16 protein-coding genes are annotated in these 26,622 nt (G+C 70.4%); 11 read left to right on the top strand and 5 right to left on the bottom strand.

The window, feature by feature from the left end; translation table 11 throughout:
• The first annotated feature begins 355 nt into the window (after nt 1-355).
• From RM812_RS09100 to RM812_RS09080, 5 genes are all read left to right on the top strand, one after another.
• Nucleotides 356-1,369 (top strand): hydroxyacid dehydrogenase, encoded by a 1,014-nt coding sequence (locus RM812_RS09100; RefSeq protein WP_311571902.1) that lies wholly within the window; start codon nt 356-358, stop codon nt 1,367-1,369.
• 116 nt (nt 1,370-1,485) lie between these two features.
• Nucleotides 1,486-2,574, top strand: coding sequence for a LacI family DNA-binding transcriptional regulator (locus RM812_RS09095; RefSeq protein ID WP_311571901.1), 1,089 nt, complete (start codon nt 1,486-1,488; stop codon nt 2,572-2,574).
• Between the two features lie 440 nt (nt 2,575-3,014).
• Complete coding sequence (locus tag RM812_RS09090) at nt 3,015-4,355, top strand: ABC transporter substrate-binding protein (RefSeq protein WP_311571900.1); 1,341 nt, start codon at nt 3,015-3,017, stop codon at nt 4,353-4,355.
• Between the two features lie 19 nt (nt 4,356-4,374).
• Nucleotides 4,375-5,259 (top strand): carbohydrate ABC transporter permease, encoded by an 885-nt coding sequence (locus RM812_RS09085; RefSeq protein ID WP_311571899.1) that lies wholly within the window; start codon nt 4,375-4,377, stop codon nt 5,257-5,259.
• Complete coding sequence (locus RM812_RS09080) at nt 5,259-6,182, top strand: carbohydrate ABC transporter permease (protein WP_311571898.1); 924 nt, start codon at nt 5,259-5,261, stop codon at nt 6,180-6,182. The genes RM812_RS09085 and RM812_RS09080 overlap by 1 nt, the downstream gene beginning before the upstream one ends.
• Before the next feature lie 89 nt (nt 6,183-6,271).
• On the opposite strand, the gene RM812_RS09075 is transcribed toward RM812_RS09080, so the two are convergent.
• Both RM812_RS09075 and RM812_RS09070 read right to left on the bottom strand, forming a co-directional pair.
• Nucleotides 6,272-9,187, bottom strand: coding sequence for a glycoside hydrolase family 2 TIM barrel-domain containing protein (locus RM812_RS09075; protein WP_311571897.1), 2,916 nt, complete (start codon nt 9,185-9,187; stop codon nt 6,272-6,274).
• A 493-nt stretch (nt 9,188-9,680) separates the two neighbouring features.
• On the bottom strand, nt 9,681-10,763 hold the full coding sequence (locus RM812_RS09070) for a LacI family DNA-binding transcriptional regulator (protein ID WP_311571896.1): 1,083 nt from the start codon (nt 10,761-10,763) through the stop codon (nt 9,681-9,683).
• A gap of 180 nt (nt 10,764-10,943) precedes the next feature.
• Between RM812_RS09070 and RM812_RS09065 the strand changes: the two genes are divergently transcribed.
• The 6 genes from RM812_RS09065 (at nt 10,944) to RM812_RS09040 (ending at nt 21,804) form a co-directional block, all read left to right on the top strand.
• The gene (locus RM812_RS09065) at nt 10,944-12,248 is read left to right on the top strand and encodes an ABC transporter substrate-binding protein (protein ID WP_311571895.1); all 1,305 of its coding nucleotides are present in this window, start codon (nt 10,944-10,946) and stop codon (nt 12,246-12,248) included.
• Between the two features lie 10 nt (nt 12,249-12,258).
• On the top strand, nt 12,259-13,215 hold the full coding sequence (locus RM812_RS09060) for a carbohydrate ABC transporter permease (protein ID WP_311571894.1): 957 nt from the start codon (nt 12,259-12,261) through the stop codon (nt 13,213-13,215).
• Nucleotides 13,212-14,030, top strand: coding sequence for a carbohydrate ABC transporter permease (locus RM812_RS09055; RefSeq protein WP_311571893.1), 819 nt, complete (start codon nt 13,212-13,214; stop codon nt 14,028-14,030). The genes RM812_RS09060 and RM812_RS09055 overlap by 4 nt, the downstream gene beginning before the upstream one ends.
• Nucleotides 14,027-16,426 (top strand): beta-xylosidase/alpha-l-arabinosidase, encoded by a 2,400-nt coding sequence (locus RM812_RS09050; protein ID WP_311571892.1) that lies wholly within the window; start codon nt 14,027-14,029, stop codon nt 16,424-16,426. Before RM812_RS09055 ends, RM812_RS09050 begins: the two co-directional genes overlap by 4 nt.
• Before the next feature lie 136 nt (nt 16,427-16,562).
• On the top strand, nt 16,563-18,008 hold the full coding sequence (gene argG / locus RM812_RS09045; RefSeq protein WP_311572086.1) for an argininosuccinate synthase: 1,446 nt from the start codon (nt 16,563-16,565) through the stop codon (nt 18,006-18,008).
• A gap of 412 nt (nt 18,009-18,420) precedes the next feature.
• Nucleotides 18,421-21,804 carry a CARDB domain-containing protein gene (locus RM812_RS09040; protein ID WP_311571891.1) on the top strand — a complete coding sequence of 1,128 codons (3,384 nt, stop codon included), beginning with the start codon at nt 18,421-18,423 and terminating at the stop codon, nt 21,802-21,804.
• Between the two features lie 102 nt (nt 21,805-21,906).
• Here RM812_RS09040 and RM812_RS09035 read toward each other — a convergent pair whose 3' ends face one another.
• From RM812_RS09035 to RM812_RS09025, 3 genes are all read right to left on the bottom strand, one after another.
• Nucleotides 21,907-24,159, bottom strand: a complete 2,253-nt coding sequence (locus tag RM812_RS09035) for a PI-PLC domain-containing protein (protein WP_311571890.1) — start codon at nt 24,157-24,159, stop codon at nt 21,907-21,909.
• A gap of 178 nt (nt 24,160-24,337) precedes the next feature.
• Nucleotides 24,338-25,792, bottom strand: coding sequence for a glyceraldehyde-3-phosphate dehydrogenase (locus RM812_RS09030; protein WP_311571889.1), 1,455 nt, complete (start codon nt 25,790-25,792; stop codon nt 24,338-24,340).
• Between the two features lie 141 nt (nt 25,793-25,933).
• Complete coding sequence (locus RM812_RS09025; protein WP_311571888.1) at nt 25,934-26,518, bottom strand: AMIN-like domain-containing (lipo)protein; 585 nt, start codon at nt 26,516-26,518, stop codon at nt 25,934-25,936.
• Nucleotides 26,519-26,622 lie beyond the last annotated feature (104 nt).

Genomic DNA, 26,622 nt, shown 5'->3' with positions numbered 1-26,622 from the left:
TGACGGCCAGAGCTTCCAGCGGCTCATGCGCGGCGTCAAGGCCTCTGACCAACTTTCGAGAAACCGGGGAGTAACCGGTGGCAGCTACGCCCTGGAGGTGCCGACCACGCCATGGCCGACCAAAGAGGCAGGTCAGCAAGGTCCGATGAGGAGCAACGCCAGGCGTCCAGCGCTCGCGGGGCGCGTGTGGAGCTCGGTCGACTGCCGTGGCGAGACCTGGGGCGAGGGTCCGGGGAACGGGAGCGGTAAGGATGGCGGGGCCGGGCCGTCGATTGACCGGTCGCTCAGGCGGCACCTACGGTAGAAGGCGCTTTCAGAAAACGTTACCCCTGTGCTGTCTTCCGTCAGGAGCGTCATGCCCACAGCCGAGCAACCCAGGGCCGTCTTCGCCATGGACCCCGTGCACCTCCCGTTGCTGTTTCCACCTCCGTTGATGGAGCGGCTGCGGCAGTCCGCGCGGATCGACCCGTCGCTCGTCGTGCGGGACTTCGCCGATCCCGCCACGGCCCCGGCGCTGGCGCAGGCAGAGGTGCTGATCACCGGCTGGGGCTGCCCCCGCCTCGACGACGCGGTTCTGGCCGCCGCCCCCCGACTGCGCGCCGTGCTGCACGCCGCCGGTTCCGTGCGCTCCCTGGTCGGCGACGCGCTGTGGCAGCGGGGAGTCACCGTCTCCAGCGCGGTGGCCGCCAACGCACGGCCGGTGGCGGAGTACACGCTGGCCATGATCCTGCTGGCCGGCAAGGACGTCCTCGGTCACCGCGACCGCTTCCGCGCCACCCATCTGCCGCCCTCTCCCGCCGAGACCGCCGGCATCGGCAACGTCGGTCGTCGGGTGGGCGTCATCGGCGCCTCGCGCGTGGGCCGGAGGCTGCTGGAGCTCTTGCGGCCGTTCGAATTCGCCGTCTCGTTGTACGACCCGTACGTGGACTCCGTCGAGGCCGGCGCGTTGGGCGCCCGGTCGCGGACGCTGGAAGACCTCCTGCGCGGCAGCGACATCGTCAGTCTGCACGCGCCCGACATCCCCGAGACCCACCACATGCTCGACCGCGCCGGGCTGGCCCTCATCCCGGACGGCGGGGTGCTGATCAACACCTCCCGGGGCGCCCTGGTGGACCACGACGCCCTCACCGACGAGCTGGTCTCCGGGAGGATCCGCGCGGTCCTGGACGTCACCGAGCCCGAGCCGCTGCCCGCGGACTCCCCGCTGTACGGACTGCCCAACGTGTTCCTGACGCCGCACATCGCGGGCTCGCTCGGCAACGAGCTGGAGCGCCTCGGCCGCACGGCCGTCGAGGAGCTGGAACGACTGGTGGCGGGCGTGCCGCCGGTCTGCGAGGTCCGCCGCGGGGACCTGGCCCGGGTCGCCTGAGCCCCGGGCACCGGCCAGGGCCGACGCGAAGAAACAATGGGATACGGTTCCGGCACCGGCGGGCCCGCAGCCCGGTCCGCCCGGTGAGGGAACCGCTACGGTGAAGGAGCCGCAAGGTGAGTCAGCGCAAGGCGTCGGCGGACGCCGGTCCGGCCACCATCCGGGACGTCGCGGAGCGGGCGGGCGTCTCGGTCGCCAGCGTCTCGCGCGTGCTGTCCGGAAACTACCCGGTCTCGGACGATCTGCGCCGCCGGGTCATGAAGGTCGTCCGGGAGCTGGACTACGTCACCAACGCGCACGCCCGCTCCCTTGCCGGCGGCGGCACACCGACGGTGGCCATTCTCATCAACCACATCACCGGCGCCGCCTTCGCCCATGTGGCCAAGGGCGTCGAAGGCGCCGCCTCGCTGCGCGGCTGGCTGACCCTGGTCGGCACCACCGGCGACGACCCCGAACGGGAACTGGCACTGGTCAACCTCATGCGCCAGCAGGGCGTCACCGCGGTCGTACTGCTCGGCGGCGCCTACGACTTCGAGGAATACCAGTTGCGCATGGCCCGCTTCGCCCGGTCCCTGGACGCGGCGGGCTCGCACCTCGTCCTCGTGGGCCGGCCGCCCCTGGAGGGTGACGTCCCGGCGACGACGGTCGACTACGACAACGAGGGCGGCGCCTACGCGATGGCCAGCCATCTGCTCTCGGCGGGTCACCGACGTGTCCTCGTGCTGCCCGGTCCGGCCGAACTCACCACCGCACAGGGGCGTCTGAACGGGGCGCGGCGGGCGTTCGAGGCCTACGGCGTGCCGTTCCCGCCGGACATGGTGCACCACGGGCCCTACGACTTCGAGCACGGCCTCAGGGCGGTCGAGTCCGTTCTGAGGGAGGGATCGCGCTTCACGGCGATCCTCGCGGGCACCGACGTGGTCGCCGCCGGCGCCATGCAGGCACTGCGCTCGGCCGGGCTGCGGGTGCCCGAGGACGTCTCGGTCGTCGGCTACGACGACATACCACTGGCCTCCCAGCTGACCCCCAAACTGAGCACCGTGCACGTGCCGTACGAAGAGATGGGCCGCGTTGCCCTGCGTGCCGTGGCCGACCGGCGCGAGGGCGGTGGCACCGGCCGCCGGGGCGGTGACGGGGCCCACCTGATCCTGGGCACCCACGTCGTCGTACGGCAGTCGGTGCGGCCACCGGAGCGGCAGGGCTGATCCCGGGGCATGGGTCCCCCAGCCCGGGAGGGGGCCCATGCCCGACCGGCCGCGCGGCATGTCGAGCGGCCGGTCGAGTCGTGTTTCGTAATCGTTTTCTGCCCTCTCGTCACACATCTCCCCCCCAGGCCGGAAGTCCGCACGCGTCAGCCCCTCGTCCGGCGAACCGTCCTTGACCTGCGCGAACGTGGGCACAGGCGGTGGTACTCCCCGGTGCCTGCCGCTGACGCGGCCGCCGGACCGGCGTAACGAATTCTTCCGGACCCCTTGCCCACGGTTGGGGATCCGCCTACGGTCTCCCGACAACCGCTTACTACAGCTTGCGCCTGGCCATTCGCACAGCCGCGTGCCGACGGTGTTCCGGCCGCCGTTCCTGGCCAGCATCTCCCGAGCCGCCGTCCTCTCGTTCTGAGAGTGCCTATGTCAAAGGACCACGGTCGATGAACTTCACTACCTCCCGGAGAAGGTTCGCCTCCACCGCCGTCGCGGGTATGGCGCTGACAGGTCTGCTCTCCGCCTGCGGTGGCTCGGAGTCGGGAGACGACGGGGCCTCCGGCGCGTCCGGCCCGGTCACCCTTGCCTTCTGGGGCTGGGCGAACGGCCAGGAGGCCGTCGTGAAGGCGTTCAACGCCTCGCACGAGGACGTCCGGCTGAAGTACACGAAGGTCACCGACCAGTTGACCATGCAGAAGCAGCTGACCAACGCGCTCAAGGCCGACAACGCGCCCTGCCTGGTGCAGAACACCGCCGAATACGTGACCAGTTGGGTCTCGCAGGGGGCGCTGGCCGACATCACGAAGTACGTCGGGGCCGACAAGGGCAAGTTCAACCCCGGCTCGTGGGTGAGCGCGCAGGTGCAGGGCAGGCTCTACGGCGTGCCCACCAGCTCGGCGCCGCAGTTCACGGCCTACCGCACCGACGTCTTCGACAAGTACGGCATCAAGCCCCCGGCGACCTGGGACGACTTCATCGCGGCGGGCAAGAAGCTGAAGAAGCACGGCATCGAGATCACCAACTACGCCGGTGAGGACCCGAGCACCCTTGAGGTGCTCGCCATGCAGGCCGGTGCCCACTGGTACGCCATCGACGGCGACTCGTGGAAGATCGACTTCCGGGACGAGGGCAGCCTGAAGGCCGCCGAGGTGATCCAGGAGATCATCGACAACGACCTGAACAACAAGCTCTCCTTCGCCGACTACGCGGCCGTGCAGCGCAACTACGACAACGGCGACACCGTGACCCGGCAGATCTCCACCTGGCAGATGGCCGGCATGGTCCAGAACTTCAGCAAGTCCTTCGGCGACTGGGCCCTGGCCCCCTGGCCGACGTATCGGGGCGAGGCGCCCAAGACCCCCGCGGGCACCAACCTCACCGGCGGTGTCACCCTGGTGACGAAGGGCTGCGACCACCAGGAACAGGCGGCCGAGGCCGCCCTGTGGATGTCCACCGACGCCGATGCGGTCAGGACGATGGCGAGTCCGGAGACCGGCAACGGCGTGATGCCGGCGCTGGCCGACAGCGACGCGTACGTGGGCGAGTCGATCTCCCGGAAACTGCTGGGCCCGAACTACGAGTCCGCGCGGAAGGTCGTCTCGGACAGCCTGGGCACCGTCACCACCGACTGGACCTACGGACCGAACTGGACCGCGATGTTCACCGAGCTCCAGGCCGGCTGGGCCAAGGTGGTCAACAAGGAGCAGAAGGTCACCGACCTGCTGGCGCACATGCAGAAGTGGACGGTCGACGACCTGAAGTCCCGCGGCATCAGCGTCAAGGGCTAGAGGCCGAGGACACCCACTGATGACTCGCTCCCTGCGCTGGAAGGGCGCCGCCTTCACGCTCCCCTTCCAGCTCGGCTTCGCCTTCCTGTACCTGCTGCCGATCGGCTACGCCGTCCACCAGTCGCTGTTCGTGGAGCAGCGGTCCGGCCTCGGTCTCGGCGGCTCGACGACCGAGTTCGCCGGCCTCGACAACTACACCCGGGGCCTGACCGACACCGCGTTCATGACCTCCGTCCTGCGCGTGGTGCTGTTCGCCTGCGTCCAGATCCCGGTGATGCTCTTCGTCAGCCTGGTGCTGGCGCTGCTCCTGGACGCGGTCACCTCCCGGGTGGCGGGCCGGTTCCGGATCCTGCTGCTGGTCCCGTACATGATCCCCGGCGTGGTGGCCGCGATCGTGTGGGTCAACCTCTACAGCCCGGACGTCGGTCCACTGACCCCGCTCGGCGAACTCTTCGGGTTCGACTGGAACTTCTTCGAGCCGTCCATGGTGTGGCCGTCCATCGGCAACCTGCTGACCTGGCACGGCATCGGCTACAACATGGTCATCATCTACTCGGCCCTGCAGGGCGTGCCCCGCGAACTGTTCGAGGCCGCCCGCCTGGACGGCGCTTCCGAGATCCGCGTCGCCCGCAGCATCAAGATCCCTCATGTGCGCGGAGCTCTGGTCCTGACCGGTCTGCTGTCGGTCATCCAGATGCTGCAGATCTTCAATGAGCCGGCACTCTTCCGGAACGTCACCCCGCAGACGGTCAGTGACAGCTTCACCCCGATCATGATCATCTACAACCAGGCGTTCAACGCCGGCAACTACCACTACGCAGCGGCCCTGTCGGTGCTGCTCGCCCTGATCCTGGGCGTGGCCTCCTTCCTCTTCTACCGGTTCACCTCGAAGGAGGCCGACTGATGACGCTGACCGGCGAGCGCGAGCACACCACCGAACGGCCCCCCGCCCGGGGCGTCCGGCGCCTGACGAGCCCGGACCCGGCCTCCCGCGGGCGAGGCGGTCAGCGCTTCCTCCTCGTCGGGCTGGTCATGGCCAGTGTCTACAGCCTGTTCCCGGTCTGGTGGCTGATCGTCGCCGCGACCAAGGACCGCACGGGGCTGTACCAGAGCAACGGCCTGTGGTTCTCCGGCTGGCACCTGTGGGACAACCTGCAGCAGCTCTTCACCTACGAGGACGGCGTCTTCCTGCGCTGGACGGCCAACTCGTTGCTGTACGCGGGCGTCGGCTCCCTCGGCGGCACACTGATCGCGCTGGCCACCGGATACGGCCTGGCCCGGTTCGACTTCCCGGGCCGCAACGCCGTGTTCGCGTGTGTGGTGGGCTCGTTCCTGATCCCGATCGCCCTGCTCACGCTCCCTCTCTACCTGCTGTTCTCGGCGATCGGCATGGTCGACACCCCCTGGGCGATGCTGATCCCCTGCCTGATCAATCCGTTCAGCGTGTACCTGGCCAAGGTGTACACCGAGGCGACCGTCCCCTTCGAGCTGCTGGAGGCGGCCCGTATCGACGGAGCAGGTGAGCTGCGCATCTTCTTCAGCATCGTGCTGCGGATGATGACGACGGGCGGCGCGACGGTGTTCCTGCTGGCCTTCGTCAACACCTGGAACGCCTTCTTCCTGCCACTGACCGTGCTGCGCGGCGAGGAGAACTGGACGCTCAACCTGGGCCTGTACAACTGGTCGGGCAAGCGCCTGGAGTCGGGCGTCGACCTCACGAGCCTCGTGCTGACCGGCGCACTGCTGTCCGTCGTCCCGATGGCGATCATGATGGTCGCGATGCGCCGCTACTGGCGGTCCGGGGTCACGCTGGGAGCCCTCAAGTGAGCGGGGCACGTCGAGGACCCCAAGAGTGCGGACACGGCGGCCGGCGTCGGTGGGGGCCGGCCGCCGCGGTTGCCCGTGGCCCGTGTCGGTCAGCTCGTCTTCGTGAAGACGAAGGAGAACCGGGCGGGTTCGGCCCGCAGGACGTACTGGGGCAAGGGGCCCGGGCCGCAGGACTGTGAACCGATGCCGTGCTGGCCGTGGTCGAGGTTGACCCACACCGCATGGCCGGGGACCAGATCGGTGCGATGGGCGGCCTCGTCCAGATGCTCGCTGGTCCAGCGGCGGGCGGTGAACCAGAACTCCGGGTCGCCCTCGACGCGCAGCCCGCCGATCTCGGCCCAACGCACGTCCGCCCGCGCACCGTTCTCCTGGGGCCGGACATACGGGGTCTGCAGCGCATCCACCGTGGACTCCCAGCGGCCCAGCACGGCGGCGCTCCTGCTGTCCGGGTACGCCTCCCCGGGGCCCCCGCCGAACCACCGCACCCGGTCCGCCGACCCGGCGAGCCCGAACCGCACGCCCAGCCGGGGCAGCGGCACACTCCAGTCGCCCTCGGGAACCACGGACACGGCCAGCTTCAGCCGGGCACCGTCACAGGTCCAGTGGTAGACGGTGGTGAGGCCCGTCTCCCGGGCGGCGGGCGCCACCCGGGTCCGTACCGTCAGCGCGTTGTCGCCGACCTCCACCGCGTCCAGCCGGTGACGCATGCGGTGCAGGCCGTACGTGCGCCACGCCGGGCCGTAGCGCAGGCCGTCCTGCCAGGACGCGCCCTCGTCGTTGTCGGTCGGGGCACGCCACACGTCCAGTCGGAGCCCGGTGACCTCGACCCCGCCGACGGTCCGCAGTGTGCCCGTGCGGGCCTCGAAGACTCCCGGGCCGAGGGTGATCACGCCATCGCGGGACACGGGTCGGGCGGTGGCGGACACCTTCGGCACGGTGCGCTCGGTGACGGGTAGCTGGGCCCACGCGACCTCATGGCCCTTCGGTGCCCAGGCGGCGTCGGCCGCGAGCACCGCCCGGACCGTCCAGCCCCCTTCCGCGCCCCGGGTGCCCGCGGGCAGCGGCGGCAGCTTCACGTCCGCCGACTCACCGGCTGCCAGCTCCGGCACGGGGAGGGCGCCCGCGTCGACCGACTCGCCGTCCAGCTGGTACGACCACAGGAAGGCGAGCGCGGACAGGTCGGCGAAGTCGTGGGCGTTGGTGATCCGTACGGTGCCGTCGGCGCCGGAGCCCTCGATGCGGACGGGCTCGATCACCTTCTTGTACTCGACCAGACCGGGAGACGGCGCCCGGTCCGGGAAGAGCAGGCCGTCGCAGACGAAGTTGCCGTCGTGCAGTTCCTCGCCGAAGTCACCACCGTAGGCGTAGCCGTGGCGCTCGTCCTGGATGCCGTGGTCGATCCACTCCCAGACGAAGCCACCCTGGAGCCGGTCGTACGCCTCGAAGATCCGCTGGTAGTCGGCGAGGCCCCCGGGCCCGTTGCCCATGGCGTGGCCGTACTCGCAGAGGATGAAGGGGAGCCGGCGGCGCTTGCGGGTACCGCCGTCCAGGCCCCGGCCGATGGACTCGACCTCCGCGTGGGAGGCGTACATCCGTGAGTACATGTCCGTGTCGCGGCTGTCGATGTCGCCCTCGTAGTGCACGAGACGGGACGGGTCCCGATCCCGGATCCACTCGGCCATGGCGGTCAGACCGCGGCCGGTGCCGGCCTCGTTGCCCAGCGACCACACGACGACGCAGGGATGGTTCTTGTCCCGCTCGACCATCCGGGCGGCCCGGTCCAGCAGAGCAGGGGTCCAGCGGTCGTCGTCGACGGGGTTGTCGCGCCAGTCCTGCTCGACGAAGCCGTGCGTCTCCAGGTCGCACTCGTCGACGACCCACAGTCCGTACTCGTCGCACAGGTCCAGGAAGGCCGGGTGCGGCGGGTAGTGCGACGTGCGCACGGCGTTGACGTTGTGCCGCTTCATCAGCAGCACGTCCTCCCGCATGGTCTCCAGGTCCAGGGCGCGGCCCGTCTCCGGGTGCCACTCGTGCCGGTTGACGCCCTTGAAGAGGACCGCCTTGCCGTTGACCTTGATGAGTCCGTCCGCCAGCTCAACGGTCCGAAAGCCGATGCGCAGGGGCACCCGCTCGCCCGCGGTGGCGAGCACACCGTCGTAGAGGACCGGCGTCTCGGCGGTCCACGGCCGGACGGGGACCGTCACCGGCTCGCCGGTCGCGACGTCGACGCCGAGCCCGGGTACGGTCACCCGGCCGTCGACGTCGGAGTCGACGCGCAGGGTGCCCTCGCCGGTGGTGTGGTCGTAGGAGGCGTGCACGAAGAAGTCGAGCACGGCGCCGGCCGGGCGGTGCAGCAGCGTGACGTCACGGAAGATGCCCGGCAGCCACCACTGGTCCTGGTCCTCCAGGTACGAGCCCGCCGACCACTGGTGCACCCGGACCGCCAGCACATTGCCGGACGGCTTCAGCAAGTGTCCGGCGGCGAACTCGTGGGGCAGCCGCGATCCCTTGAACTCGCCGAGGTCCGTGCCGTTCAGCCACACCCGGGCACAGGACTCCACCCCGTCGAAACGCAGGACCGTACCGCCGCCCGCGGCCCTGTCCGGCCAGTCGGCCGGCAGATCGAAGACGTACAGGTGGTCACCGGTCGGATTCTCGGTCGGAACCCGTGGCGGGTCGACGGGGAAGGGGTAGAGGTGGTTGGTGTAGACCGGTGTGCCGTGGCCCTGGAGAACCCAGTGGCCGGGGACGGACACCCGGGCCCAGTTCTCGGCGTCGTACCCGGGCGCGGCGAACGCGTCGTCCTCGGCGTCGGCGGTCGGCGACAGCCGGAAGCGCCAGCGGCCGTTCAGGGACAGTGACGGCGCGTCGGACGCCGCGTACCAGGCACGCGGCGGCAGGGTGCCGTGGCCCGGCGCGACGTCCTCGACGTAGCCGACCCGGGACGAGAGGGCCGTGCCCTGCTCGGGCGCGGGCGAGATGCGGGGGGACTCGCTGGAAGGCATCGGTCTCCTGGGTCCGTGAGGGCGAGGGCGCAGAGGTGAGGAGGGCGGTGGTCGTTCGAGACCGCGGCGGGGTGTGCCGGCACGGGGCGAGCGCCAGGGTGCCTGGCCGCGGACGGAATCGCACGGCGTCGAGCCCGGTACCGTCGTCACCGCCGGTGCCCGGCTGCAGGAGCCGGTGGATGTCGCAAGACCGGGCATGGGCTGACGTTTTCGGATTCTCGTGAGCGCATGCGCTGCGTCGTGTCCGGGCCGCTTCACGTGCGCGACCGAAAGGTGACATCGGGTGAGAAAAGGTCCAGGGGAACCGGTTGGCCGCAGCTTCGGTGAACGCTAGGTTGCCGCGTCCTCGGGTGTCAAGGGATCGAATGCCATTCGACATGCCGAACGCACAGGTTGATGGGCGGTTGGCCGGTGTGAGGGTGGGCCGATGGGAGGGGAGGGGCCGCGCAGGCCGGAGCGGCCTGTCACCACCCGCCGTACCCACCGGAACCGGTCAGCGCCCGCGACCCGTTGGCCCCGGCAGCGTCGCGGTCTCGGCCGTCGGCCGGTCGTCGGTCACTCCTGCCGGTGGCGCGGTGCTCTGCCGCAGGACGAGGTGTGTCGCCAGTTCGATGCGCCGGCCGGCCTGGCCCGGGTCGTCCGGGCGCAAGAGCATGCGGGTCGCCTCCTCGGCCATGTGCCGCAGCGGCTGGTGGACCGTGGTCAGCGGCGGGCTCGACCACTGGGCCAGCGGCACGTCGTCGTAGCCGACCACCGAGAGGTCCGCCGGCACGCTCAGCCCTGTGATCCGGGCCGCCTCCAGCACGCCGAGCGCCTGCAGATCGCTGCCCGCGAAGATCGCCGTCGGCCGGTCGGGGCCGCCGAGCAGGTCCATGGCGTGCTCGAAACCGCTCTGCACCTGGAAGTCGCCGAAGCGGACGAGTCGCGGGTCGACGGGCAGGCCCGCCATGCTCATGGCCGAGCGGTACCCGTCGAGGCGGGCCAGTGAGCACAGCATGTCCTCCGGCCCGGTGATGATCGCGACGCGTGCGTGCCCGTGGTCGGTGAGATGGCGGGTTGCCGCGAGGCCCCCGGCCCAGTTGGCGGAGCCCACGGACGGCACGTCGGGGTCGGGGTCGCCGGCCGGGTCGACGATGACGTAGGGAATGTCCCGCGATCCGAGCAGGTGTTTCACCTCCTCGGGAAGCGAGGAGAAGACCAGCACGACGCCCAGTGGCCTGCGCCGGAGCACGCCGTCGATCCAGTCGGGCGCGGGGGCGTGCCGCGTGCCGCTCCGGGTGAGCACCACCGTCGTCCGGTGCTGCTTGGCGACGTTCTCCACACCCCGGACGAGCTCCATCGCCCAGACGCTGTCCAGCTCGTGGAAGACGAGTTCGACGAGCGGGGAACGCGACGCGCCCGGGTTCCGGCGGCGGTAGCCGTGGACCTCCAGAAGGCGCTCGACCTTGACCCGGGTGCTGGGTGAGACATCCGAACGACCGTTGAGCACCTTCGAAACTGTCGAAGGGGATACTCCCGCCTCGTTCGCCACCTCGGCCAGGGTCACTCTGGCGCCCACCTCAACTTCATCGTGCATACCCGCAGGATAGGCCAGCGCACGCTGGGCGGAACGTGCGGAGCCCGGCGGCCAACCCTGGCCCGTCGATAACGTTTTGAGTCGGCACGTGCAGAGCCATTGACCAAAATTCCCGACTGACTTTACTGTCCGACAGCATGGACTTTCGGTGATGGCGCCGAAACATTCGAAAGGCGAACGATGAAGACACGTGCGCGCTTGCCCAGACTGGTCGCCACCGGTGCGACGCTCGCCCTGGCCCTGAGCCTGTCGGCCTGCGGTGACGGGAACGGCGGGGGGTCGTCGGACGACGGCAAGATCCATGTCCTGGTCTACGGCGACGCCAGCAACAAGGTCGAGCAGCAGATCGTCGACACCTTCAACAAGACGTCCAAGGTCAAGGCGGTCCTCGACACCATCCCCGGTGCCGACTACCAGCAGAAGCTCCAGACGATCATCAGCACACCGCAGGCCCCGGACATCTTCTACAACTGGGGCGGCGGCAGCATCAAGCCGTTCGTCAAGGCGGACCTGCTGCTGCCGCTCGACGACTTCATCAAGAAGAACCCGGACCTGAAGCAGAAGTTCCTGCCGTCCGTCTTCGAGAGCGCCGTCGTCGACGGCAAGCCGTACGGCGTCCCGATGCGCGGCACCCAGCCGGTCCTGCTCTTCCACAACAAGAAGGTCCTCGAAGAGGCCGGCGTCGAGACGCCGAAGACCTGGGACGAACTGCTCGACGCGGTGGGCAAGCTCAAGGACAAGGGTGTCACGCCGATCGCGCTCGGCGGCGGCGATGTGTGGCCCACCCAGATGTGGTTCCAGTACCTCTACGACCGCATCGCCGGTCCGGAGCTGTTCGCGAAGGCCGTCGGAGGCGACAAGAGCGCCTGGGAGAGCCCGGACAGCAAGAAGGCCCTGGGCATGATCAAGGAGCTGGTCGACGCCGGCGCCTTCGGCAAGAACTACGACTCCGTCAAGTACACCAACGGCGGTTCGGTCCAGCTGGTTGCCTCGGGCAAGGCCGGCTTCGAGCTGATGGGCTCCTGGTACTACTCCCAGCAGCTGACGGACCACAAGGAGTTCGCCGAGAAGGACCTCGGCTACACCGCCTTCCCGACCGTCGAGGGCGGCAAGGGCGACCCGAAGAACGTCGCCGGCAACACCAACAACTACTACTCGGTGATGAAGAAGACCAAGCACCCCGAGGCCGTCGCCGAGTTCCTGAAGCTCATGTACTCCGACGAGTTCGTCAAGGCGCACCTGGAGATCGGCAACCTGCCGACCACGACCAACACCGACAAGTTCATCGACAGCTCGGGCAACCCCGAGTATTCGCGCTTCCAGTACGACCTCGTCGCCGACGCCCCGTCGTTCCAGCTGTCCTGGGACCAGGCGTACCCGCAGAAGGCGAGTTCGGACATGCACAAGGCCGTCCAGCAGTTCTTCAACGGACAGCTCGACACGGACGGCTTCATCAAGGCCATGCAGGCCCTTCCCACCGAGTGACGAACGGCTCATGACCACACAGATCACGAGCGCCCGGCCTGCCGCCGGCCCCCGAAAGGGGTCCCGGCGGCGGCCGCCCGCCTCGTCCGCAACGAAGGTAGGCCGCCCCGGCTTCGCCTGGGCGCTGCCCGCCGCAGTGTTCTTCGCCCTCTTCGCGATCGTCCCGCTGATCATGGTGGCGGTGCTGTCCTTCATGAGCTGGGACGGGATCAGCTCGCCCGAGTTCGTCGGCACGGACAACTGGTCGCGCCTCATCGACGACCCGGTCATGCTCAAGAGCATCTGGCTGACCCTGCTGCTGACCGCGCTCGGCGTGGTCCTCCAGACGCCGCTGAGCATCCTGCTCGGCGTCTGGGCCGCCGGTCACCAGCGCAACCGCGCCGTCCTGTCGGTCATCTACTTCATCCCCCTGCTGCTCTCCGCGACGGCCGTGTCCGTGCTGTGGCGGGCGCTGCTCGACCCCAACTTCGGCATCCCGGCCGAAGCCGCCTGGCTGTTCGGCGACGGCAACCTGTTCGGTGAACAGAGCACCGCCATCGGAGTGCTGGCGTTCGTCAGCACATGGCAGTTCACCCCGTTCCACACGCTGATCTACCAGGGCGCCGCCCGCGCGATCCCGCCGGTGCTGTACCAGGCGGCGGAGATCGACGGGGCCGGCCGCTACCGGCAGTTCTTCCACATCACCCTGCCGCAGCTGCGCACCTCCATGATCACCTCGATGATCCTGATGATCGTCGGCGGCCTGACCACGTTCGAGACGGTCCTCATCCTGACCCAGGGCGGCCCCGGCACCGACACCACCATCAGCGCCTACTACATGTACGACAAGGCCTTCAAGAGCTTCGACTACGGCATCGGCTCGGCAATCGCCCTGGCCCTGGTCGTCGCGGCCACGATCATTTCGCTGATCGTCGTCCGGGTCTCCGGCTACGACAAGATGCGCAGCTCCGCGGAGGGTGTGTCATGAGGCGCCGACCCAACTACGTGGCCGGCGTCGGCTCGCTCTTCTGGCTCTTCCTGGTCGGACTGCCGCTGTACGTGATGCTCGCCGCGACCCTGCGCACCCGCCAGGACTACGCCGAGAACGGCCCGGTCTCGATCCCGGACAGCTTCACGCTGGACAACTACACCGGCGCCTTCGACTCGGGCTTCGGCCAGTACTTCTTCAACACCCTGGTCGTCACCGCCTGCGTGATCGGCATCGTGCTGCTGCTGGTGCCGCCGCTCGCCTACGCGATCGTCCGCAGTCGCGGCAGGGCCACGTCGGCGATCTTCCGGCTGTTCCTGCTCGGCCTCGCCATCCCGGCCCAGGCCGTGATCGTGCCGATGTTCTACCTGATCAGCGAGGCCGGGCTGTACGACAACCTCCTCGGCGTCATCCTGCCCACGGCCGCGTTCTGCCTGCCGATGTCCGCGCTGATCCTGAGCGGCGCGATGCGTGACATCTCCCCGGAGCTGTACGAGGCCATGGCCATGGACGGCGCCAGTCCGCGGCGGATGTTCTTCCAGCTCGTCGTGCCGCTGTCGCGCGGCGGACTGTCCACGATCGTGGTGTTCTCCGCGCTCCAGGCGTGGAACGGCTTCCTGTTCCCGCTCGTCCTGACCCAGTCCGAGTCCACCAAGGTGGTCACCCTGGGTCTGTACAACTTCCAGACCGCGCACGGGATCGACATCCCCGGTCTGCTGGGAGCCGTAGTGCTGTCCATGGTGCCCATCCTGCTCGTCTACCTGTTCGCCCGTCGTGCCCTGGTCCAGGGCCTGATGGGCGTCGGAGGAAAGTGATCGCCGACGTGGCCGTTGAGACCACCCCCGAAATCCCCCTCTGGAACGACCCCGCCCAGTCCCTCACCGCCCGGGTGTCCGCGCTGATCGAAGCGATGACCCCCGAGGAGAAGATCGCCCAGCTGTACGGCGTATGGGTCGGCGCGTCCAACGAGGGCGGAGACGTCGCCCCCCATCAGCACGACATGGAGGAGGCCGTCGACCTCGACGCACTCCTGCCCACCGGACTGGGCCAACTCACCCGCCCCTTCGGCACCGCGCCCGTCGACCCGGCGCTCGGCGCGCTCTCCCTCATGCGCACCCAGAACCGCATCGCCGCCACGAACCGGTTCGGCATCCCCGCCCTCGCGCACGAGGAGTGTCTGGCCGGCTTCGCCGCCTGGGGCGCGACCGCCTACCCCGTCCCGCTGTCCTGGGGCGCCACCTTCGACCCCGACCTGGTCCACCGCATGGCCGCAGCCATCGGCCGCGACATGCGTGCCGTCGGCGTCCACCAGGGCCTCGCGCCCGTCCTGGACGTGGTGCGCGACGCCCGCTGGGGGCGGGTCGAGGAGACCATCGGCGAGGACCCGTACCTCGTCGGCACCATCGGCACCGCCTATGTGCGGGGCCTTGAGTCCGCCGGGATCGTCGCCACCCTCAAGCACTTGGTCGGCTACTCGGCTTCCCGCGCCGGACGCAACCTCGCCCCCTCCTCCGTGGGCCCGCGCGAGCGCGCCGACGTCCTGCTGCCGCCCTTCGAGATGGCGATCCGCGAGGGCGGCGCCCGGTCGGTGATGCACGCCTACACCGACACCGACGGCATGCCCGCCGCGGCCGACGAGGACCTGCTCACCGGGCTGCTCCGCGACACCTGGGGCTTCGACGGCACCGTCGTCGCCGACTACTTCGGCATCGCGTTCCTGAAGACGCTGCACGGCATCGCCGCCGACTGGGCGGGCGCGGCCGGCGCCGCGCTGCGGGCGGGCGTCGACGTCGAACTGCCCACCGTCAAGACGTTCGGCACGCCCCTGGTGGAGGCCGTCGCCGACGGCCGCGTACCGGAGCCGCTCATCGACCGCGCCCTGCGCCGGGTGCTCACCCAGAAGGCGATGCTCGGCCTGCTCGACCCGGACTGGAACCCGGTGCCCGCCGCGCTCGACGGGGCGGATCTGGACGACCCGGACACCCTGCGCGGCCGGATCGACCTGGACTCACCGGAGAACCGCGGGCTGGCCCGCGCGGTCGCCGAGGAAGCGGTCGTGCTGCTCAGCAACGACGGCACCCTGCCGCTCGAGAGGCCGCGCCGCATCGCCCTGGTCGGACCCAACGCCGACGAGTCCACCGCCGTACTGGGCTGCTACTCCTTCCCCCAGCACATCGGCGTCCACCACCCCGAGAACCCGGTCGGCATCGAACTGCCCACCCTGCGCGACACCCTCGCCGCCGAGTTCCCCGACGCCGAGATCACCCACGCGCACGGCACGGGCGTCGACGACGGCGACGTCTTCGGCATCCCCGAGGCCGTCCGGGCGGCGCGGGAGGCCGACGTCGTCGTCGCCGTCCTGGGCGACCGCGCCGGACTGTTCGGCCGCGGCACCAGCGGCGAGGGCTGCGACGCCGAGTCGCTGGCCCTGCCCGGCGCGCAGCAGCACCTCCTCGACGCGCTGCTGGACACCGGCAAGCCGGTCGTGACGGTGCTGCTCGCCGGTCGGCCCTATGCCCTGGGCCGGGCCGTGACCCAGTCCGCCGCGATCGTGCAGTCGTTCTTCCCCGGGGAGGAGGGCACCGCCGCCATCGCCGGGGTGCTCAGCGGGCGCATCAGCCCCTCCGGCAGGCTGCCCGTCAGCGTGCCGCGCGGAGCCGGGGCCCAGCCGACCACCTATCTCGGCGCGCGGCTCGCCCACGCCAGCGAGGTGTCCAACATCGACCCGACGCCCGCCTTCGGCTTCGGGCACGGCCTCACGTACACCACGTTCGCCTGGAGCGACCTCGTGGTGGACGCCGGGGAGACGTCCACCGACGGCGAGTTCGCGCTGGCGTTCACCGTGCGCAACACGGGTGAACGGCACGGCACGGAGGTCGTCCAGCTGTACCTGCACGACCCGGTCGCCTCCGTCGTCCAGCCGGTGCAGCGCCTCATCGGCTACACGCGGGTGCCGCTGGCCCCCGGTGAGGCACGCCGGGTGCGCGTCACCGTCCCGGCCGACCTCGCGTCGTTCACCGGCCGCGACGGCCGCCGCGTCGTCGAGGCGGGCGACCTGGAGCTGCGGCTCGCCGCGTCGAGCACCGCCCCGCTCCTGACGGCGACGGTCACCCTGACCGGTCCGGAACGCCAGGTCGACCACACGCGGCGCCTGCACGCCGTCTTCGGCCAGTCCGCCGCTGGGGGACCGGGAGCCGCTGCCGACGCCTGATCCGCAGGCATTACCACGAGCGGTGCCGCCCGATGACTCCTCGGGCGCCACCGCTCGTTCCGACCCGGTGACCGCACGGGCTTTCCCGGTGACCACAGGCTTTGCATGATCATGCGTAATCATGCATACTCTTCCTATGTCCAAGGTCCTCACCTCCCTCCCCACCGGCGAGCGCGTCGGTATCGCCTTCTCGGGCGGCCTCGACACCTCGGTCGCGGTCGCGTGGATGCGTGACAAGGGCGCCGTCCCCTGCACGTACACCGCCGACATCGGCCAGTACGACGAGCCCGACATCGCCTCGGTGCCCGACCGTGCGAAGACCTACGGCGCCGAGATCGCGCGCCTGGTCGACTGCCGCGCGGCACTGGTCGAGGAGGGCCTGGCCGCGCTCACCTGCGGGGCGTTCCACATCCGCTCGGGCGGGCGTGCCTACTTCAACACCACGCCGCTCGGCCGCGCCGTCACTGGCACGCTCCTCGTCCGGGCGATGCTCGAGGACGACGTCCAGATCTGGGGCGACGGCTCCACGTTCAAGGGCAACGACATCGAGCGGTTCTACCGGTACGGCCTGCTCGCCAACCCGCAGCTCAGGATCTACAAGCCGTGGCTGGACGCGGACTTCGTGACCGAGCTCGGCGGCCGCAAGGAGATGTCGGAGTGGCTCCTCGCCCACGACCTCCCCTACCGGGACTCGACGGAGAAGGCGTACTCCACCGACGCCAACATCTGGGGCGCCACCCACGAGGCCAAGACGCTGGAGCACCTCGACACCGGCGTGGAGACCGTCGAGCCCATCATGGGCGTGCGGTTCTGGGACCCGTCGGTCGAGATCGCCGCCGAGGACGTCACGATCGGCTTCGACCAGGGCCGCCCCGTGACGGTCAACGGCAAGGAGTTCGCCTCCCCGGTCGACCTGGTGATGGAGGCCAACGCCATCGGCGGCCGGCACGGCATGGGCATGTCCGACCAGATCGAGAACCGGATCATCGAGGCCAAGAGCCGCGGCATCTACGAGGCGCCCGGCATGGCCCTGCTGCACGCGGCCTACGAGCGCCTCGTCAACGCGATCCACAACGAGGACACCCTCGCCCAGTACCACACCGAGGGCCGGCGGCTGGGCCGGCTGATGTACGAGGGCCGCTGGCTGGACCCGCAGTCCCTGATGATCCGGGAGTCGCTGCAGCGCTGGGTCGGCTCGGCGGTCACCGGAGAGGTCACCCTCAGGCTGCGGCGCGGTGAGGACTACTCGATCCTCGACACCACGGGCCCGGCGTTCAGCTACCACCCGGACAAGCTGTCGATGGAGCGCACCGAGGACTCCGCGTTCGGCCCGGTGGACCGGATCGGCCAGCTCACCATGCGCAACCTCGACATCGCCGACTCGCGCGCCAAGCTGGAGCAGTACGCCGGGCTCGGCCTGATCGGCACGGCGAACCCCGCCATCGGTGCCGCGCAGGCCGCCGCGACCGGGCTGATCGGTGCCATGCCGGAGGGCGGCGCGCAGGCCATCGCCTCCCGTGGCGAGGTCTCCCGCGACGACGAACTGCTGGACCGCGCCGCCATGGAGTCCGGCACGGACTGACCGGGCCCCGAGGGGGACCCTCACCGGCAAGGGCCGGCCCGCCCCCCCCGGGGGGGCCCCCCCCCGGCCCGGGGCGGGCCCCCCCCCCGGGGGCGGGGGCCCGGCCCTTGTTGTTTCTCGCGTCGGTGCACGACTTGCGCACACGACGAGGTTCGCGAAGCCACACAGCACCCCGGTGGCAGAAACATCCCAGGCCACAGTGAACGCAATTTCCACGCAAGCTGTGCAAGCTGTTTGCGTGGCAACTACGGCCCAAACGCGGACCGTTGACAAACTGGTGACGCACTAGAAATCTGATGACGCACTTTCCGCAAAGAATCGACTGTCCTGCTCAATTGACGCGCATGGTCGATGCTCCCCTTCCCGTCGACCTGTCGCGCTCCCCGCCTTCCCCACGGAACAGAGGACCCCCATGAGATGGAGATCTCTCGGCCGACGGTCGCTGACGGGCGCCGTCGTAGCCGGGCTGATGACGGTCGGGCTGCTGCCGCTGCCCTTCGCCACCACCGCGCGGGCCGCGACGGCCGCCGCCGACGTCAACCTCGCACTCGGCCGCCCGGCCACGGCAGGCGGCTCCCACGGCGCGTACCCGGCCGCCAACACCACCGACGGCACCCAGGCGTCCTACTGGGAGGGTCCGGCCGGCTCGTTCCCCCAGTGGGTACAGGTCGACCTCGGCACGGCCCGCGACGTCGACCGGGTGGTCCTCAAACTGCCCGCCGGCTGGGAGAGCCGCAGCCAGACCCTCTCCCTCCAGGGCAGCACCGACGGCTCCACCTTCCGCACGCTCGCCGCCTCGTCGGAACGGGCGTTCGACCCGGCGCGGGCCAACACCGTCTCCGTCGACCTGGCCTCCCCCTCCGACGCGCGGTACGTCCGCGTCCAGGTCACCGGCAACACCGGCTGGAACGCCGCGCAACTCTCCGAGCTCGAGGTCTACGGCGAGGACGTGGACACCGGGCCGCCGCCCACCGGCACCAACCTGGCCCGCAACAAGCCGGTTCAGGCCACCTCGTCGGTGCACTCCTACGTCGCGGCCAACGCCACCGACGATTCCACCTCCACCTACTGGGAAGCGGCCGGCCACCCCGCCGACCTCACCGTAGAGCTCGGCGCCGACGCGGACGTGAGCGCCGTGGTGGTCAAGCTCAACCCCGACCCCGTCTGGACCGCGCGGACCCAGAGCATCCAGGTGCTCGGCCGCGAGCAGGGCGCGAGCACCTTCACCTCGCTGCGCGACCGCGCCGACTACGCCTTCAGTCCGGGCCAGGGCAACTCGGTGACCATCCCCGTCACCGGCCGGGTGGCCGACGTGCGGCTCAGGTTCTTCGCCAACACCGGCGCGCCGGGCGGCCAGGTCGCCGAGTTCCAGGTCGTGGGCACCGCCGCACCCGCGCCCGACCTGACGGTCACCGGCCTCGACTGGTCACCCGCCGCTCCCTCCGAGCGGGACCCGGTCACCGTGAACGTCACGGTCCGCAACGCCGGCACCGCACGCTCGGCCGCGACGACCACCGACGTCACCGTGGAGGGCACGGCCGCCGGCAGCGCGGAGGTACCCGCGCTCGACCCCGGCCAGTCCACCGAGGTCGCCGTCTCCACCGGCAACCGCGCGGCCGGCAGCTACGCGGTCTCCGCCGTGGTCGACCCGCGTGACACGGTCGCCGAACTGGACGACTCCAACAACAGCCGCACCGCCACGGACCGGCTGGTCGTCGAACGGGCCCCCGGCCCCGACCTGGAGGTGCGCTCCCTCACCACCGACCCGGCGAACCCGGCCGTCGGCGCACCCGTCTCCTTCACCGTCGCCGTGCACAACCGCGGCACCAGCGCCGCCGCGGCGGGATCGGTGACCCGGATCCAGGCCGGCTCCAGCACGCTCAACGGCACGACCGGTCAGGTGGCCCCCGGGGCCACGGTGAACGTCCCGATCAGCGGCACCTGGACGGCGACCGACGGCGGCGTCACACTCACCGCCACCGCGGACGCCACCGGCGTCGTCACCGAGACCAACGAGAACAACAACGTGCTCGCCAAGTCCCTCGTCGTCGGCCGCGGCGCCGCCGTGCCGTACACCGAGTACGAGGCGGAGGACGGCCGCTACGAGGGCACCCTGCTCACCACCGACGCCAAGCGCACCTTCGGCCACACCAACTTCGCCACCGAGTCCTCCGGACGCAGGTCGGTCCGGCTCAACTCCACCGGCCAGTACGTCGAGTTCACCTCCACCACGCCCACCAACTCCGTCGTGGTGCGCAACTCCGTCCCGGACGCCCCCGGCGGCGGGGGAGCGCAGGCCACGATCAGCCTCTACGCCGACGGCGCCTTCGTGCGGAAGCTGACCCTGTCCTCCAAGCACAGCTGGCTGTACGGGAACACCGACGACCCCGAAGGGCTCACCAACCGGCCGGGCGGCGACGCGCGGCGACTCTTCGACGAGTCCCACGCGCTGCTGTCGAAGACCTACCCGCAGGGCACCACGTTCCGCCTCCAGCGCGACGCGGGCGACTCGGCCGCCTTCTACGTCATCGACCTGATCGACCTGGAGCAGGTCGCACCCCCGGCGGCCAAGCCGGCGAACTGCACCTCGATCACCGAGTACGGCGCCGTCCCCGGCGACGGACTCGACGACACCGACGCCATCCAGCGCGCCGTCACCGACGACCAGAACGGCCGGATCGACTGCGTGTGGATCCCGGCCGGGCAGTGGCGCCAGGAGCAGAAGATCCTCACCGACGACCCGCAGAACCGCGGCCAGTTCAACCAGGTCGGCATCCGCGACGTCACCATCCGCGGCGCGGGCATGTGGCACTCTCAGCTGCACACCCTCACCCCGCCGCACGAGGCCGGCGGGATCAACCACCCGCACGAGGGCAACTTCGGCTTCGACATCGACGACAACACCAAGATCTCCGACATCGCCATCTTCGGCTCGGGCACCATCCGCGGCGGCGACGGGAACCACGAGGGCGGCGTCGGGCTCAACGGCCGTTTCGGCAAGGACACCAGGATCACCAATGTGTGGATCGAACACGCCAACGTCGGCGTGTGGGCCGGCCGCGACTACGCGAACATCCCCGAGCTGTGGGGGCCCGGTGACGGCCTGGAGTTCACCGGCATGCGCATTCGCAACACCTACGCCGACGGCATCAACTTCGCCAACGGCACCCGCAACTCCACCGTCCACAACTCCTCCTTCCGCAACACCGGTGACGACTCGCTCGCGGTGTGGGCCAGCAAGTACGTGAAGGACACCGCCGTGGACGTCGGTCACGACAACCACTTCCGCAACAACACCATCCAGCTGCCGTGGCGGGCCAACGGCATCGCGGTGTACGGCGGCCACGGCAACACCATCGAGAACAACGTCGTCTCCGACACGATGAACTACCCGGGCATCATGCTCGCCACCGACCACGACCCGCTGCCCTTCTCCGGCCAGACCCTCATCGCGGGCAACGCCCTGCACCGGACGGGTGGCGCGTTCTGGGGCGAGGCGCAGGAGTTCGGCGCCATCACCCTCTTCGCGCAGGGGCAGGACATCCCGGGCGTGACCATCCGGGACACCGAGATCCTCGACTCGACCTATGACGGCATCCAGTTCAAGACGGGAGGGGGAGCGATGCCGGGCGTCAGGATCACCGACGTCCGCATCGACAAGTCGAACAACGGCTCGGGAATCCTCGCGATGAGCGGTGCCCGCGGCAGCGCCACCCTGACGAACGTCACGATCACCGATTCGGCCCAGGGCGACGTACTGATCGAACCGGGCTCGCAGTTCACGATCAGCCGGTGACGCCGGCCGGCGGTCCGCCCGGACCGCCGGCGGCGCCCCGCCCGCCCGGCGGCACGGACCACCTCCGCGTCGCCGGGCGGGCCGGTCGTCCGCCGGGCCGGCTCACCCCGGGGACCCGCGCGCTCCCCGCGCGCCGGACGGCCCGTCCGGTGAGCGTCTCACCGGGAAGCGGGAATCGTCCTGGAGGCGTTCGGCGTTGAGCTGCTCCACCGCGCCGAGCGCGTCGCCGACCGTCGCGTAGTCCACCGCGACGAAGTTGACGGGTCTGCCGCGCTGCCGCTCGCAGGCACGGGCGCGCTCCAGCACCCGCGCGCGGGAGTTGACGACGCCGGCGTCCAGCCGTACTCCGCCGCCGGCCGTCACGAAGTGGTTCATCAGGAACAGCCGCTTGTCCGTACCGCCCCGGTTCGGCAGACAGGTCATCTCGTCCGGGCTGCGGAAGGCGAAGGGCGTCTCCATGCCGTACCGGTAGAGGTTGCGGTACCAGGGCGCCGGCCCGTCCGCCTTCTCCGCGAAGACGACCAGACGCCGGCCGCCGTCGATCATGTCCTTGAGCTTCGGCCACGGGCGGTCCGGGTCCGCGTCCGGCTCGTACAGCAGGTCGGCGAGGCCGGCCCGTTCGAAGGCGTTCCGGGTCTCCACCGGGTCGACGCCGTCCTGCACCACCAGGGTGACCACCTCCGTGGGGTTCGCGCGCAGCCACTCACCGATCTGCCGCAGCGTGGGTACCAGGTCGAGGGCCCCGGCGCCGCAGACCGAGTGGCACAGCCACAGGCCCGGGTGGGGAGGGTTCACCCGCTCCAGGACCTGGGTGAGCCGCCGGCGCAGTTCCGGGGAGAAGTCCGAGGTGCTCAGCCGGTCCGCGACCTCCTCGGGCCGTTCCCATCGGTGCGTGTCGAGGAGCAGCACGCGCACCCCGGCGTTCAGCTGGCCGACGATGTCGGGGTCCTGCAGGGGGCCGATGAACCGGTCCGCCGTCGTGGCCATCGCGTTGTGCGCCGCGAGCTGGGCGATCTCGTCGTAGCGGGCGTCGCACAGCTCGGCGCTGCCCTGGCAGATGCGCGGCGCGGACCCGGTGATCGCCACAGGTGCCACCACCGTGCCGACGAGCGCGCACGCCGTGACGGCGAAGGTCAGGGCCGGGCCGTGCCGGGGGTCGGTGAGGACCGGCACACCGGGCCTGGTCTGCCAGACCCAGCCGACCGTGATCAGCAGGGCGCCGGCGGCGAGCAGGATCACCGCGACGACCGTCGCGGTGGTCAGGAGCCGGTCGAGAGCGGCGCCCTGGATGTCGCCGAGGAGTGTCCTCGCAGACGGGGGCCACGACGCCGGCGGGCCGAAGAGGGCGCCGCCCGACGTGAGACGCAGGAGGAACACCGTCAGCGCCATCAGCGAGGCGGCCGCGGCGGGCACCCAGCCCAGCGGCATCAGCCGGCGCCGGGCGGGGGAGGGCGTGGAGAACCACAGCAGGGTGAGCGCGGCGGCGCAGAGCACCGCTGCCGCCGGTTCCACCACCCCCTGGAAGAGGCGGGTGACGGAACGCGCCCGGTCCACCGGAGCCAACGCCTCGTACGAGGGGTCCAGCTCGACGGTGACGACCCACGTCCCCGCGTTCGCCTCCCGCAGCAGCTCCCCGGCGACGGCCCGGACCTGGTCAGTCAGGGCGACCGGCGCGAGGGCGGCCAGCGCCGAGGCCACGTCGCCCCGGTCGAGCGCGGTCTGCACGGTGGGCCTGAGGTCGGCGCGCGCGGCCGTGGGCACCAGACGCAGCAGCGCGTTCGTGGCCGCGACCGCCTGGCTGGGGGAGAGCGGTAGCGACGGCAGGTCCTCGAGGGGCGCCTCGCCGGCCACCACCTGCGCCGCCAGTTCGGACAGGCGTTGTACGAAGGCCTGGAAATCGGGTTCGGACCGTTGCTGCAGCGCGGCGACGGCATCGCCGAAGTAGGCGCGGCTGAGCCGCTCGACGTTGGCGACGACGGGCTCGAGGTCGACCGTGACCCGCAGCCGGTCGCTGTCGCCCTCCAGGTAGTGGACCACCTCTGCGATCTGTCGGTCCCCCATGGCCCGCAGCGTCTCCGGCGGGATCACCACCTTGAGGTTGGAGGTGATGGTCGACTGCGGAACGGGCAGCCGGTCCAGCAGATCGCGGGCCAGCGGCGTACTGTCCGGGTCGACCAGTACCTCGTCGTAGAACCGCTGGTAGGCCCGCTCGTCCTCCAGTACCTGGCCGTAGAACTCGGGGTCGAGCACGGTGCTTCGCACGACGGCTGCCGTGGCGAGGACGGTCAGGCTCAGCACCGCCACGCACCAGATCAGCACCTCGCCCCAGGGCGAGCGCCGAACCAGTCCGTTCATGGCTCCATTCTCGTTTCAGCCGACCGTCGCGCGACACGGCGTCCGAGGGGCGAACACCACCCCACGCGTGCCCCGGCCGGTACGGCCGATGCGGGCCTCTGGTCCCGACCGGGCACGCGCGAGGGGCGGTGGGACACCATGCCCCACCGCCCCTCGCGCCTACGCGTGAAACTCCGGATCAGACCGCCGGGGCCGGGTACGTCGGGTACTCCACCCCGGAGACGTGCTGGACGACGCGGACGACCTGGCAGGAGTAGCCGAACTCGTTGTCGTACCAGAGGTAGAGGATCGCGTTGTCGCCCTCGACCTTGAGCGCGCCGGCGTCGACGATCGAGGCGTGTCGCGAGCCGATGAAGTCGCTGGAGACCGCGTCGGGGGCGCTGATGAAGTCGATCTGGCGCTTGAGCGGCGAGGTCAGCGACACCTCACGGAGGTGGTCGAGCACGTCCTCGCGGGTGGTCTCGCGGGCGAGCTGCAGGTTGAGGATCGCGATCGACACGTCCGGCACCGGCACGCGGATCGAGCTGCCGGTGATCCTCGCCTCGAGGTCGGGGAGCGCCTTGGCGACGGCGGAGGCGGCACCCGTCTCCGTGATGACCATGTTCAGCGGCGCGCTGCGGCCACGGCGGTCCGACTTGTGGTAGTTGTCCAGCAGGTTCTGGTCGTTGGTGAACGAGTGGACGGTCTCCACGTGGCCGCGCAGCACCCCGTACTCGTCCGCCATGGCCTTCAGTGGCGGGACGATCGCGTTGGTGGTGCAGGAGGCGCAGGACAGGATCTGCTCGTCCGGCTTGACGGTCTCGTGGTTGACGCCGTGCACGATGTTCGGGACGTCGCCCTTGCCCGGCGCGGTCAGGACGACCTTGTCGATGCCGGGTCGCAGGTGCTTCGACAGGCCCTCGCGGTCGCGCCACTTGCCGGTGTTGTCGATGAGGATGGCGTTCTTGATGCCGTACGCCGTGTAGTCGACCTGCGTCGGGTCGTCGGCGTGGATCACCTTGATCGCGTTGCCGTTGGCGAGGATCGTGCTGGTGTCCTCGTCGACGGTGATCGTGCCCTGGAACTGGCCGTGCACGGAGTCGCGGCGCAGCAGCGAGGCGCGCTTCACGATGTCCTCGGCGGCCCGCTCACCGCCACCGCGCACGACGATGGCGCGCAGCCGCAGACCGTTGCCCGAACCGGCCTTCTCGATGAGCAGGCGGGCGACGAGGCGGCCGATGCGGCCGAAGCCGTAGAGGACGACGTCGCGGGGCTCGCGACGGTCGATCTTGTTGGCGCCCGTGGCCCCGGCGACGGCCTCGGCGGTGAACTCCTCCACCGTCAGCCCGCGGTCGTCGCTGCGGTAGGTCGCGGCGAGCATGCCGATGTCGATCTGGGAGGGGCCGAGGTCGAGCGTGGTGAGGGCCCGCAGGAAGGGCATCGTCTCGGTGACCGACAGCTCCGCGCCGGCGATCTGGCGGGCGAAGCGGTGGGTCTTGAGGATGCTGACCACCGACTTGTTCACCAGGGAACGGCTGTGCAGCAGGATCGTGACGTCCTGCTCGCGGTGCAGCTTCCCGATCATCGGGATCATCGATTCCGCGATCTCTTCGCGGTGCTTCCAGTTGGTGAACGAGTCGTCGTTGACAGTCACGTCTCTATCTTTCGAGCTAGGCGGCGCTCATATGCTAACCCGATCGCACTTCTGATCGATCAAGTGGGCCCCGCCCTGATCAGATGATCGGTGGCCGGTGATGGTCGACGACTGTTCGGTGCGAGGGTCTCGCCCCAGGTGTCAGCGGGTGCCGCTCCAGGAGTGGGCGACGTCCACCACGACGCGGCCGTCCTGCGCCAGCACCCGGAACGGCAGGCGGGCCCGGACTCCGAGCCCGAACTGCGTCTCCCCCTCGAAGCTGCCGGCGAACCGGGTGTCCCGGAAGGTGCGGTACCCGGTGAGGTCCACACCCGGCAGAGGCCCGCCGGCCCGCCCGGGATACGTGGCGGCGCCGGTCTCGGGGCGGTAGCCGGGCGCGGCGATCCGGACCTCCAGGACGGCTCCGCCGCCGACCGGGATCGGGCGGCCCGAGCCGTCCTGGTGGAGCCGGTCGACGTACCGGACGACGTGGCCGAGACGGCCGGCGCGTGCGCCGGGCACGTCGACGACCAACCGGTCGAAGCACGCGTGGCGGCCGGCCTTGACGTTCGTCACCGGGGTCGTCGTCCCCGCGGCGCGGGTCTTGTCGAGGCTGCTCCAGCCGGTGGCACACGCCGTGGTGTGCGCGGTGTTCCGCACGGTGCTCCGTGCGTCGGTGACCGTGGCCGTCGCCAAGGCGGTGCCCGCGAGCACGACCGCCACCCATACCGCTCTGCTTCGTCGCATGGTGTCCCCAGGAGTGCGCCTGTTTCCGTTATCGGGTGGGACATACGGATTGACCGAAAGGTTGCGGTGCGGGGGTGGGTGTCCGGAGCGAGGAGGGGAGGGCG

The organism is Streptomyces lancefieldiae (genome assembly GCF_031845825.1).
GTDB lineage: Bacteria > Actinomycetota > Actinomycetes > Streptomycetales > Streptomycetaceae > Streptomyces > Streptomyces lancefieldiae.
Note: the sequence above shows the minus strand (reverse complement) of the source record. Positions and strands in the feature narration are given on the sequence as shown.